Here is a 13,418-nt window from a genome sequence, read left to right as displayed (position 1 = left end):
TCGGGTCATTAAATATCGATTTGTATCACACTTCGATGGTATCTCATAATTACGTTGGGATCCGGTAAGAGCGAAATGTTCGACTCCCCTTTCCCGTCATAGTCGAATTGTGAAAGCACGTATCGAATGCTTTCTAGGCGTGCTTGTTTCTTATCGTTTGTCTTTACAATGATCCAAGGGCTGAAGTTGGTATGGGTTTTACTGAACATCTGTTCTTTATAGTGGGTGTAATCGTCCCATAATTCCTGTCCCTTCATATCGACCGGACTAAATTTCCAACGTTTTAAAGGATTGTTCAGTCGGGCCTCGAAGCGTTTTTGTTGTTCCTCTTTGGAGATGGAAAACCAAAATTTGATGATTTTCAGGTTGTCCTCATAGAGCAGGTGTTCAAATTCCGGGACTTGTACTATGAATTTGTCGTACTGTTCCTTGGAACAAAACCCCATAACAGGTTCTACCACGGCCCGGTTATACCAACTTCTATCAAAAAAAACAATTTCCCCTGGGTTGGGTAGCACCTTGATATAACGTCTAAAATACCATTGCCCCTTCTCGACCTCGGTGGGTTTCGTTAATGCAACTACCCTCGAGGAGCGGGGATTTAAATGCTCTTTAAATCGTTTGATGGAACCTCCTTTCCCGGCCGCATCCCGACCTTCAAAAATAATGGCGACCCGCATCTTGTTTTGTGCAATCCACTTTTGGAGGTTAACAAACTCGGATTGGAGCAGTGCGAGTTCAGCTTCGTACCTTAGCTTATCAAGCGTTTTTGAAATGGCAATATCATTTTTTTTTGCAAAGGCAAGCAGGTCTTTTCTTGTTTTGGCATTTACCAACTGTTCTGCGTTAAATTGCATATCTGCGGTTAGCGGTTTGGTTATCAAAGATTTTGAACAAAATGCGGGATTATCCCTAAGTTGTGGTTGATGGGTCTACAGGCGACAAAATAGTTTTTAAAATACTAAACCGTAAAGTTAGCTTTTTGTCTCAAATTTATGGTATGGAAAGCTACCTGACGCCAATTTTTACCATCTTGATGTTGCGTTATTCATTATTATCACTATTGGGCGCTTTTTTCGATGATATACGTTTCGTTCTCCTTACTTTTTTTAGGCATCATGGCCCGTTCGGACTCCGATAATTTTCGACCGTTAATTTTTTCGACTGCCTTTTGAGAACGAATATTTTGTTTGTCTACATAGAAGATGACATTTTGCACGTAGTTGAAGGCATATGTCATCATTAAGCCTTTGACCTCTTTGTTACAGGTTCCTCCCCAATAGTTTCGGCCAAGAAAGGTCCAGCCAATTTCAATCGCATTTGGACGTCCTTCAACTGTGTTAAATTGGGAACTTCCGATGATATTTTCGGTTAATTTATCCAAAATGGCCAAAGCACCTTTTGACGTGATGGATTCCGCAAAGAATTTTTCAAACTCCTTTCTTTAGTATCGTTTGCTCGGGTGTTGTTCCCATATTTTCGGGTCCTTGGCAACTTCATACAAGGGTTCCAAGTCCTGATGTCCCAAAGGTCTAATTTTTACCCGTTCGTTTTCCAAGGTGGGTTGTAAATCCATTTTTACGCTATACGCTGAGTTCTCTTTTTGATGGTGTTTCCCAATATACCTGTGCGACCCATCACAATTCGGCATTCGCTTTGAATGATCACAGATACAATCGCGCAATCCCTTACCGTTCATAACCCTTTCCGTATATTGGTCGATTCTTGCAATACGGGTTTTGGATTGTTTCGGTTTTGAAAAATAAAGTATATATCCTTTTTGTCGTCCTGGTGTCAGCGCTTCAAAGGCATCCTGAAAATCAGGGTTCTTTTCGAATTTTTGTTGTAGTTCATCCGGGATACAGAAATCAGATGCCTCCTTTATCTTTACCTGGAGTCCTGCTTTTTCAATCCCGATCGCCTCGAAGATGTACCTTTTGAGGGTTGGTTCCAGTTTTTCGATTTCAATTGCATTGGTGAAACGCAATTGCCGCGCAGCTTGCACATTTTCGGTTTGTTGTACCAAGAGATGATTCGTGTCTTTCAACAGAGCGCCTTTGTGGAATAGCACGGCACAATATGCCTTAAACCCGTGAATCAAAACGATATTCTTCTTTTGATAGGTGTAGCAAGGATGCATCCATTTAAATTCTTCCGTCAAACCGCAATCCAGAATGATTGTTCGCAGTTTTTTTAACTCAGTTTGCCAGCGGTCGACGTTTTCGGGGTATTTGTCAACTTTGGGGTTCACGCGATGTGTTGTTCGGGTTTAGGGTGCTTTTCAGACATTTGGTTGCTATAGAGTTGTTTCATAAATCGTATCGACATGATACGACCAAGATACCAAATCTATCAGGTATATCGGGAATAATCCAAAGTAAACAAACGCCCGATAACTTTATCTTGCCTTGAACACATGCTCACCCGAAGCAACTTCTATCTTGAAGTATTCACCATAAAGGGTTGCCGGGGTTTCTCGTCCGTTTTGTTCGATTTTCTTGTATTTGGAGGGAATAAATACGGTTGCAGTGGTTTCCTGGGGCACGGTAATACTCATTCTAAATGTATCGTCTTGCTGAATGGTTACCCTAATTTTGCCCCTTATCGAGGGAACCGTGGCCTGTACATTTTTTAAAAAGCCCAGCTGCGGTCGTATCTGAAAGGTTTCGTACCCCGGATCGGTCGGATAGATGCCGGCGACGTACTGGGAGAGCAGGGTGAGGCCCCCGCCCGACCAGGCGTGATTGGTAGTGCCGCCCCCGAAGCCCTCGGCACCGATACCCCAACCTTCCCATAGGGTGGTCATTTCGGGGTGTTCGACCATCTTTTCAAAACGCTTTTTCATCCGGTGCAATGCAAAATCGGCATACCCCATTTGAAACAAGGCTTCTAGAATGTATTTTTCCATATACGGACTCGCATGCATTTGCGTTTGGAGTGTGTGATAGATGGCCTCAAATTTGTCCGGGTCGGCTAATCCCGCTACTACCGCCAAGCCCTGCGAGCGGTCATCGGTCTTACCTTTATAATCTCGCGAGCGATAGTGGTCGTGTTGCCAGAAGGTTTTGTTAAAGGCTACTTTGAAGGTTTTCATTTTGGCCTTCAAAGTTTCTGCTTCGGTAGCCTTTCCCAAGGCTTCCGCCATCAATTGTTGTCCCTTTAAAGCCATATAGTACTGGGTATTCATCAACAAAGGAACATCCTTGTTTTTCCCCCAGTCTCCCCATGTCCAACCACCTTCGCGAAGCATTACGGTGCCGTCGCTTTTTACCTTCCACACGCCCATATAGTTCTTGACCGGGTCGTAGATTTTCCTCAGGGTCTCCAGATCACCGGTATGCCAATAGTAATTCCAAAAGCCGTAGTACCCGACGCTCGCCAACATTTGTCCCGGCAGTTCCTTGTCCCAATTGCCGGTCGGCAACGGCGAAAAAATGGTACTATCGGCCCGTTGCCAATACATCAGTTCCAAGATGCCCTTTCGCACCAATAAATCGGATTTACGGTCCAATGCGTAGAAGGCCTCACCACTTTCCAATACCTCATCGCCCCACCATTGGGCACGTTCCCTATCGGGGCAATCCATATAATTATCGCGCATGGTTACATAGAGTGTCCGCAAGGCCTTTTGCCATAATCGATTGTAGAAAACATCGTCGCACTCAAAGCTACCTAAAAACTCGGTGTTATAACCTGTTTCCCTAAATTGTAGGTCCAGCACTTCGACCCCTTTTGGAATCACGTAGTACATCATTTCCCCGTTGATCCATCCGAGCGATTCGTAGGCCTGCTCCCCATCACCGGTGATATATTCCGAGCGCATATTGTAGGCCGATCCGCCTTGATAATGGTCGGTAAGCATCGTGATCCGATGACCAGGAGCGGCCCTGACCTTCAGGTAAGGGGTGACCTGCGCATTGTGTGGAAGTTTACAGGAAAGGGTGTCCCCGGTACTCATGAAGGGAAATGACAGGTTGTTTTCGTAGGCACGATACCCATAATCTTTCCAAAACGGAATCGGTCTTTTCACCAGGTTGTTCCAGGGTTCCGAACCAGCCTTTCCAATGGTTTTGGCCGAGGGCCAATCGGTATCATCAAAATTTGGAAGTTCCCAATTGGGAATGTCTTTTCGGGCATCGAAGACAATATTCGATTCCGGAAGGCGCCAATTGGGTTGGGGACCTGCACTTTCCGATGCATAGGCAGGATGTGGAATGGCTTTCCAACCGGTATCGGTCTGCGTGACCAAACGGTTTCCTTGCCACAGCTCGGCAATCAACGCTGCCCTGCCGCTCGACTTATGACTCATGCCTTCCTTACCAAAATACCATACCAGTATGGCCAAGGTATTTTGCCCCTGTTTCAGTTTTCCGGTGAGGTCTACCTCATCGTAATAGGTATCTTCCGGTGTTGGCCCTCGTTTTAGGCCACCTTCGAAGACGACAAGTTCGCCATTCAGATACAGCCAATATTTGGAATCTACGGCTATACGGAGCTTGACGGAATCGGTTATGTTTTTATTGATAAAGCTTTGTCGATAGGCGATCCACGCATTTTTTTCGGGAAGACTATCCTGCGCGGTGATCCAATCGGCTTTCCAAGAACCTCCTATTGCGGACCCTTCAAGAGGAAAGGCCGCACTACGGTCCTCAGGACTACTCTGACATGCCAGGAGGATCATGATGAATCCTCCAAAAAAAAGCTGTTTGAACGCCATGTTAGGATATTATCTGGTTAATTGGATTGAGATGAAGATGGGCGCCCATGACGAAGCATCTTCGGCTATTCCGCCGATTTTTTGAGTTCTACATACTTTTGTCTCAGACTTGCTTCCAGTTCGGCCGCTTCCCACTGTCCCGATAGATTATTGATTTCGAGCGGATCTTGCCCCAAATCATATAGTTCCTCAAAAATGATATGGGTCGTATCCCTGTTCATAAAATACTTCATGTATTTTTTATCCCCGGAAACAACCCCTTCGGTGCTGGGAATATAGTATTGGTCCGAAGACTGCCATAAATGTTCGTAGAAGAAGGAATCCCGCCACTCCCTTTCTGGATTTTGAATCAGCTCGGTCAAATCGCTTCCTTGCATAGTGGAAGGTATGGGGACTCCTGCGAAGGATAAAATAGTCGGCGCTATATCGATATTCAATACCTTGTGGTCAACCAGTTTCCCTTTTACCGCCTTGGGTCGGGGATCATAGATGAGCATAGGCACCCGAATCGAAGGTTCACTGCCGTACCACTTGCCGGCAAAACCGTATTCCCCCAAATAAAAGCCATTATCACTGGTAAACACGATAACGGTGTTCTGATCCTTGCCGGTTTCTTTCAAAGTTTCCAGAATTTGGCCGACCACTACATCGACTCCGTGAATCAAACGGTAATAGCCCTTGATGGATTCCTGTTGCATCCCCAGAGTCTTGAAACGTTGCTCCCATCGATTTCGGGCGACGTTGTTGGCGGTAAATGTTTCAGGGAAATAGTCAAAATAGGTTTCGCTCGACGTTATCGGAACGGGGATGGTATCGCTGGCATATTCGCTATGGTAGGCTTTGTCGAACAGGAAAAATCCGGGACCGTAACTCTCATCCACATGGGGCGCCTTAAAGCTGATCGATAGGCAAAAAGGGGTGTCGCGTGTTTGTTGGCCAGTAATAAATTGTATCGCCTGCTTTCCCATTTTTTGGGTCAGGTGTACCGAATCGCCTTTGTCATCAACGGCTTTGAAGGTACCTTGCCCCGGAAAGCCCCGCCAATAGTTAAAGGCTTCCTTCGGCATTTTGTTGCCGACCCCATATTTACCGATAAAACCCACGGTGTACCCTGCTTTTTTAAGGAGCATCGGATAGGTGTTTGCGAATTGTTCTTCGGACAGATTCTTGTCAAAACCCCAAATGCCATGCCGGCGGGCGTATTGTCCTGTTAAGATGCTGGCCCTGCTTACCGCACAGATGGAAGTCGTAACAAAGGCATTGTTAAAGTAAACCCCATTCCTTGCCAAAGAATCCAAATGGGGTGTTTTTAGGATGGTGTTTCCCGCAAAACCCAATGCGTTAAAACGCTGGTCGTCGGTCAATAGGAAAAGGATGTTCGGCGGTTCGTTCCCGTCGCTTGCCTGCCTTACATTCTTCGTGTCGTTCTTGCAAGCGAAAGAAAACAAGGTTAGATAGAGTAGAAGATACTGATATTTCATTGTTTCGGGATTAGAAAAAAAGCGGCATAACCCAAGATGCGGATTATACCGCCAAACTAACCAAACTAAACTAACTCAAATTAACTCGATAATCGAGATGTAGGTACTCCGACGTTTGCTTCGAAATGAAATGTTGACTTTCTTTTCGTCGTCTCATAGACTTATCCCAAGATTGTCTGCCCGCTTTTAATGATTCGGTATTTGATTACCGACCTGGATTCTGTTCGTTTCTTAATAATTTTCAGGGGTAACATCCGCAAAGCGATATCCCAGGTAAATGTCATCAATTTTCGCGGTGGTGGCACCTCCATTAAATTTAAAACCGATACCCTGCCAGCCTCCGTTCAGTTCAGGGGCGGCAAAGGATACTACCTCTGTCCCGTCCGCAGGTGCGGTACCTGGGGTAGGATTGACAAACACCCGTACCAGGTCAGGCTCAGCGGTTCCATTGGTTTCGATCTTGGCCACCACCCATAGCGGTCCATCCTCTACGCTTACATCTGTCGCGTCTATGTTATTAAAAGGGCCAAAGGTCATGATGCCAAGAGGAGCACCTGGGGTAATGGTTTTGCCGATGCCCAAAAATTGGCCATTTCCTCCACCCCCGCCGAAGGTCTCCGCATCATTATCGACCAGCATGACCACTAATTCCCCAGTGTCTTCGGTTGCACCGTCAAACTCTGCCTGGAAGGCAAACCAGTACGTACGGCCATCATCCAAAAAGGCTTCCGATAGCCCTCTTTTATAGCGAGAAGCACCGACCGTTGCATCGAGCAATAGGGAATTCCCCGTTGTTTCTACTGACAGCGTGCCATTGCTAACGCCGCCTGAAACCACATTTACGGCACCCCCGGATAATTGTGTCCACGGACCGGCCCACCCATCCGCTGCGGTACCTTGTCCCGCCACGGTAGCGTCAGCGGTATAGCTATCGAAGGTTTCAAAAATCGGTGGTGGAAGGTCTACATAATTGAGGGGCGTCACATCTTGGTAGGTGTTGCCTACATAAATGTCATCGATGGTCACCGAGGAAGCATTGCCACCAGCATATTTAAAACCGATACCCTGCCAGCCACCGTTCAGTTCAGGCGCGTTAAAGGTAACTACCTCTGTTCCCTGCGCAGGTTCTACGCCTGGAGTAGGATTGACGAACAATCGGACCACATCGGGATCTTCGGTGCCATTGGTTTCAATTTTGGCTACCAACCATAACGGGCCATCCGCCGTCGCTGTTGTTGCCTCTACATTATTGAACGGGCCGAAGGTCATGATACCTAGGGCACCAGGAGTGATGGTCTTACCGATGCCCAAAAATTGGCCATCGCCTCCACCAGCTCCAAAAGCTTCTGCATCGTTATCGACCAACATGACCTGTACTTCACCACCATCAATATCAGCATTGGCAAACTCGGCATGGAAAGCGAACCAGTACGTATTTCCATTGTCCACATACGGCGTTGCGAAATTACGTTTGTAGCGCGTGTTGGTACCACTGGCATCGAGTACTAGTGAATTTCCTGAGGTCACCACAGCAATGTCGTTGTTGATAATAACTTTAGATACCACATTGAGGTCATCCCCGGTCAATTTTGTCCACGCACCTGCCCAACCGTCCGAGGCACCACCTTGTCCTTCTACCGTAGCATCGGCGGTATAACTATCGAAGGATTCAAAAACTACCGGTGGTAGCGGTTCTTCAGGTTCCGTAACCGAAACTGTCCTTTCAAATTGGTCTTCTCCTGAACCATTACTAGCCGTTAGAACAACCGTGTAGGTACCCCCTTCTTGATAGGTATGGGTGGGATTTACTTCGGTGGAGGTTTGCCCATCGCCAAAATCCCAATTGTAACTCTCGGGATTATCCGTTGATCCATTTCTAAAGGCGACTGTAAGATCAGCCACTTCAAACGTAAATAAGGTGTATGGCGCATCTGCGGTTGGATCGTCCTCCTCGCACCCTATTAAAATAACAAAGAATAGGAACGAGAGAGGAATCAGCGCCGAATTAAGTTTGGTCTTCATATCGTCTCATTTTTTTAATTTATTGATAATCATAATTTGGTAAGCAAGATGCACTACCAGCCTTCATTTTGCGTAAAACCAAATTCCTGCACTTGACCCAGAGGAATGCCCAGTAGGGTTCTAATGTTGGTATAAGCTTCGGCAGGGACGTTGGATTTTTGCGCTTTTTGGTCGATACCATGGGCGGTCATCACCTCGACCAACTCACCACGGCGTAGCAAATCGAAATAACGATGATTTTCGAAAGCCAATTCCCTTCGGCGTTCGTCGGCAATGGTTTGATCGAGATCGGCTAGTTCGGCCGCACTTAGACTTCCATCGGCCAGCGAGCGTGAACGCACTTGCTCTACCAAGGCCACCGGATCACCCCCGCCAACTTCATTATATACTTCGGCCAACATCAATAGGGCATCGGCATATCGAAACATGGGAAAGTTTACACTTTGGGTGTTGGGACCCAATGCTTCAAAACCAAAATTGAATTTACTCATCCAGGGTTCGACCACGCCGTTAGTACCTGTGTAAAAGCCAATATTATGCTGAAACCGGACATCTTCAGGGTCATACAGATCAATTAAACTTTGGGTAGGTTGGTTTTGCCCGGCCCTTGAATTTGCCGGTCCGTTTTCCCCTAAAATATCATTGCCGCTATTAAAGGGCACAAAACGCGAAACAAAATCAGACCCTTGACCTAGGCTAAAATCGTATTGAATTTCAAAAATTGACTCACTACCCTCATTGTTCGCCGGGTCTGGGTCAAATACGCTAGCGTAATTCTCTTGCAGGGAATACCCCATGGTTTGTAGCGTTTCAAGCGCCGCTCGGGCTGCCTGAAAGTTTTGACGTACCATTTGAATTTTGGCGAGTAACATCAAGGCGGCCCCCCGACTGGCCCTACCGGTGGCGGTATTGGCTTGCGTGGGTAACAAGTCTATCGCTTGCCCAACCTCCTCGATGATAAAATTGTAGACTTCTTCAGCGGGCGCCCTTTGTAAAAATTCATCGGTTAAAATAACCTCCGGTGAGGTGCCGGGGGAAGTGACCAGGGGCACATCACCATAAAGCTGCACCAAATTAAAATAAAACCAACTGCGCAGGAACAAAATTTCTCCCTTACGGGCATCGCGAATATCTTCATCGCTAAATTCTACGGCATCGATATTGGCCAGGGCAAAATTAGCCCTGGAAATACCCGTGTAAGATCTGTTCCAGTAGCCGCTAAGATTGTCATTGGCCGTCAACATTAAAAACAAATCAACTGGTTCATCATTAAGTTCACCACCTCTGTCGTTCACGTTGTATTGAAAAGAAGTGTTGTCGGATCGATTTTCACCAAAGCGCCAGTGCTCATCGTTATTTAAAGCGCGATTCGTATTGTAAATAGCAGCCACCGCCTCATCAATTTGCGCCTCGGTCTTAAAGAAATTGGTCGGGGTTTGAAAGGTTTCAGGACTTTGGTCCAAGAAATCATCACAAGACCAGAGGAGTATAAAGGCAATCGATAAAATAATATAGTTTTGCGTTTTCATCTTCATAGTTTAAAAAGAAACATTAACACCCAAAGTAAATACCCGAGCAATCGGATAAGCCCCGTAATTTACGTTTCGCACCAATGCGGTGTCGGCCGAGCGGTTTACTTCGGGATTCCCATTTTCGTACTCGGTAAATAAGAACGGATTTTGAATACTGGTGTACAACCGTATGTTCGAAACGACATTATTGACCATACTCCCAGGCAGGCTATAGCCTAGGGTAATATTTCTCACCCATAGATAACTGGCATCGTCGACGGAAAGGGAATTGGGCAAGCGAAAACGTTGACGGCTGGTTGAACTTGCGGTACCGGGTATCACCGCGAAGTTGGGGTCATCACCGGGTCGCCAGCGATCAAGCTGTCTTCGGTCAACATTGAACACCCCATCCTGGTTGCCATTGTACTGATTGGTGCCATTGAACACTTGTTCCCCGACAGACCCGGCAAAAACCAAACTCAAATCGAGATTTTTATAGGCAAAATTGTGAACCATACCGTATAGAAAATCCGGATTAGGGTTCCCGATGATTACAAAGTCTTCCTCGTCGCCCAAAATACCATCGCCATTGCCATCTTCATATTTTAAAGAGCCTACCACCTGTGAATTATCATTGTACTTGGGTACGTTGGGATCGTCCAAATCTTCTTGTGTGAAGAGTCCGGTAACGTTGAACCCACGATACAGACCCACTTCTTCCCCGATGCGGGTTTCGGTAAACTGACGGGCAATGGCACCACGGCGAATAAAGCCCGCTTCGGCGGCCAGGTCTAATACTTCACTGCGATTTCGAGTAAAATTGAAAGTGGCGTTATAAATGAAATCGTTGCTATTGAATACATTGTTGAATTGCAATTCTACTTCAAAACCCTCGTTTTGGATACTTCCTAAGTTCGTCAAAACTTCAGAAAATCCAGAAGATCTTGGCAATGGCAATCCCGACAAAAATCCGTCGGTTTCAATATTGTAATAATCAACGCTTAGAGCCAAACGGTTGTCCAAAAACCCGAGATCCACTCCAAAGTTGGTTTCCTTGGCCTCTTCCCAGGTAACCAGCGTGTTGGGCAGTACGGTTACGGCACTACCGGCTGCAAATTGTCCCCCAAAGATATAATCTGGGTTAGGGTCCCTGGGGTTTGCCGGATTGATTCGCCCTTGGGCCTGAAAGTTTCCGATATTGGCATTACTACCACTGATACCGTATCCCCCTTCTAATTTAAAATCCGAGATTAGGTTGCGAATACCTTCCCAAAAAGGTTCGTTCGATACCCGCCATGCCGCGGCCACCGAGGGGAAGTTTCCGTAACGGGTATCAACCCCAAAGCGGGAAGAGCCATCACGACGAATGGTACCGGTTAGGTAGTATTTGTTTTTAAACGAGTAATCAAGCCTACCGATGAGTGAAACTAGACTATTCTCATCAGCCTGCCCACGCCCAGTGAAATTGTCAGGATCGGCCGGGTCGACATTATCGGAATCAGGAATGATTCTAGATTCATCGATCAGGTTTCGGGCGTTGATGACGGTATTGTCAGCGCGACGATTTTCCATGGTAAAACCGGCCAATGCCTCGATACGATGGTTTTCACCCAAGGTAATGGAATAACGGAGCGTGTTTTCCCAAATCCAATTGAAATTGGTAAACTCGTCAATGCCCGCACGAGCTTGACGCGTACCTTCCAAGTTGGGTTGTAAGGCTGCATCACCGGGGAAATCAGAAGGTTCGAACGAATTGTTTCTACGGTCGATATACTGTATGGACCCAAAGGTTTTGGCAGTGAGTCCCTTTAAAATATCAACCTCTAAAAAAGATCCTGCCAATACTTGATTGGTACGCCGATTATCGACCCGACCTTTCAATAGATAAACCGGATTTACATTATAAAAGGGTATCACATTACCTAGGGCAACGTTGGTCAGTTCACCGTTCCCATCAAAGACAGGGGCCGAAGGATCGGTCCACCGCGAGAGGGGTACCGCCGCGAAAATGTTGAAATTTTGGCCTCCGGCATCGGTTCTACCTCCGGTAGCGATGGTTTGGGTAGGTGCTAGGTTCAGACCGAAACGAATTTTATCGCTCACATCTACATCAATATTGGCCCTGACGCTGTACCGCTTAAAATTGGTATTGATCAAGGTACCGTCTTGATTGGTGTAATTCCCCTGAATGCTATAACGCACATTCTCGGTACCGCCACTTACGCCCACATTATATTGGGATAGGGGGGCTTGTCGGGTAATTTCATCAAACCAGTTCGTGCCAACCCCTTGATTACCTAAATTGATCAAACGGTCTAACTCGGCTATCTCTCCTTGTCCTAAAGTACCTGTCGCAAAACGTTGGTCTTCAAAAAACTCTATTCTGTACCGTCGTAATTCCTCTGCATTTAAAACATTGGGTTCTTCAAAGGATGGAATCGATTGAAAACCGGTCGATACACCAAAGGTAATTCGGGGTTTCCCGGTCTTCCCCCGTTTGGTGGTGATGACGACCACTCCGTTCGATGCCCGCGACCCGTAAATAGCTTTTGAAGAAGCATCTTTTAAGATACTGATCGATTCGATGGAAGAAGGGTCGATTGAACTCAGCACAAAATTATCGCGCTGACTGTTGACATTGCCCAGAGGTATACCGTCGACCACGTAAAGCGGCGCATTATTATCCCCGGTGGAGGCAACCCCGCGAATTAATACTTCCGGCCCACCACCGGGGGCACCGTTTTGGCGCAACTGTACCCCAGATACCTGCCCCGAGAGCGCTTGTTCGAAAGTAGTTACCGGCAATTCGGAAATACCTTCGGCCTGTACCGTTGATACTGCTCCGGTAAGATCGGCTCGGTTCCGGGTTCCGTAGCCAATGATCACGACCTCATCAAGACTTGCGGCAGATTCTCTAAGTTGCACCGTTATTTCGGTTTGGTCGCCAACCGCGATTTCCTGGGTGGCAAAACCGAGATAGGAAACTACCAAAACCGGATTTTCAGTGGTCAAGCTCAAAGAGAAATTACCGTCAAAATCGGCATTGACTCCGTTGACCGTCCCTTTTTCAACAATATTGGCCCCTGAAAGTGGTACCCCATCGGTATCGGTTACCGTTCCAGTCACCGTTTGGTCTTGTGTTACGGTAATTGTCGTAGCTACGTCAGGGCTCGTAGTTTCGGCTTTTTTCTTCTCGCTTCTTTTTAAAAGAATTTTTCGGTCGTCAATTTCAAAAGCGGTGTCCACATTTTGAAAAAGGAGTTTCAGAACATCGGCGACCGGGCTTTTTGCCACGCGTATGAATACTCTGCGTTCCAGATCTACCGCTTTGGTATTGAAAATGAATCGAAACTCGGTTCTTGCCTCGATTTCGTCCATGACCTCTTCCACGGTGACATTGTTCATGTTCAGGGAAATCTTGGTCCGCTGGCCATAGGTAGAATTTGCTTGTAAGGCAAAGGACATGAAAAGAACCAGTAGAAGCGAAATTTTCATTTTCCAATCAAAATTGAAGTCCATGGCACGGGAAGTCCCGGACTCTAGTTGTTTTTTCATAATTTTGAATTTTGCTAGTGATTACTCGTTTTGGTTTAATCACTTCATCCTAAATCGGGAAATGTGCCAGCATTTTCCGATTTTTTTCTCTTTGGTTTCGAGGAGTGGACCAAGTGATTTTCAGGTGTTGTT

7 protein-coding genes and 1 pseudogene are annotated in these 13,418 nt (G+C 46.5%); all 8 read right to left on the bottom strand.

The genetic code is table 11. The features are described from left to right. Positions 1-8 precede the first annotated feature (8 nt). The gene (gene ppk2 / locus FK220_RS04635; RefSeq protein ID WP_152573096.1) at positions 9-857 is read right to left on the bottom strand and encodes a polyphosphate kinase 2; all 849 of its coding nucleotides are present in this window, start codon (positions 855-857) and stop codon (positions 9-11) included. 203 nt (positions 858-1,060) lie between these two features. Further along, positions 1,061-1,423, bottom strand: a pseudogene (locus tag FK220_RS04630) (GNAT family N-acetyltransferase); the annotation flags it as partial. 21 nt (positions 1,424-1,444) lie between these two features. After that, positions 1,445-2,251: a DUF1801 domain-containing protein gene (locus FK220_RS04625; RefSeq protein WP_152573094.1), complete on the bottom strand. Its 807-nt coding sequence runs from the start codon at positions 2,249-2,251 to the stop codon at positions 1,445-1,447. Between the two features lie 147 nt (positions 2,252-2,398). Next, the gene (locus FK220_RS04620; RefSeq protein WP_152573093.1) at positions 2,399-4,717 is read right to left on the bottom strand and encodes an alpha-L-rhamnosidase-related protein; all 2,319 of its coding nucleotides are present in this window, start codon (positions 4,715-4,717) and stop codon (positions 2,399-2,401) included. 65 nt (positions 4,718-4,782) lie between these two features. Beyond that, positions 4,783-6,198, bottom strand: a complete 1,416-nt coding sequence (locus tag FK220_RS04615) for a sulfatase family protein (RefSeq protein WP_152573092.1) — start codon at positions 6,196-6,198, stop codon at positions 4,783-4,785. Between the two features lie 231 nt (positions 6,199-6,429). After that, positions 6,430-8,220: a PKD domain-containing protein gene (locus FK220_RS20175; RefSeq protein ID WP_152573091.1), complete on the bottom strand. Its 1,791-nt coding sequence runs from the start codon at positions 8,218-8,220 to the stop codon at positions 6,430-6,432. A gap of 53 nt (positions 8,221-8,273) precedes the next feature. Continuing rightward, positions 8,274-9,749 carry a RagB/SusD family nutrient uptake outer membrane protein gene (locus FK220_RS04605; RefSeq protein ID WP_166204765.1) on the bottom strand — a complete coding sequence of 492 codons (1,476 nt, stop codon included), beginning with the start codon at positions 9,747-9,749 and terminating at the stop codon, positions 8,274-8,276. A 9-nt stretch (positions 9,750-9,758) separates the two neighbouring features. Further along, a complete protein-coding gene (locus tag FK220_RS04600; protein WP_152573089.1) occupies positions 9,759-13,286 on the bottom strand; it encodes a TonB-dependent receptor in 3,528 nt (1,175 codons plus the stop codon). Between the last annotated feature and the right edge of the window lie 132 nt (positions 13,287-13,418).

It is taken from the genome of Pelagihabitans pacificus (genome assembly GCF_009371985.2).
GTDB classification, from domain to species: Bacteria; Bacteroidota; Bacteroidia; order Flavobacteriales; family Flavobacteriaceae; genus Pelagihabitans; species Pelagihabitans pacificus.
This window is presented reverse-complemented; position numbering and strand designations above follow the sequence as displayed.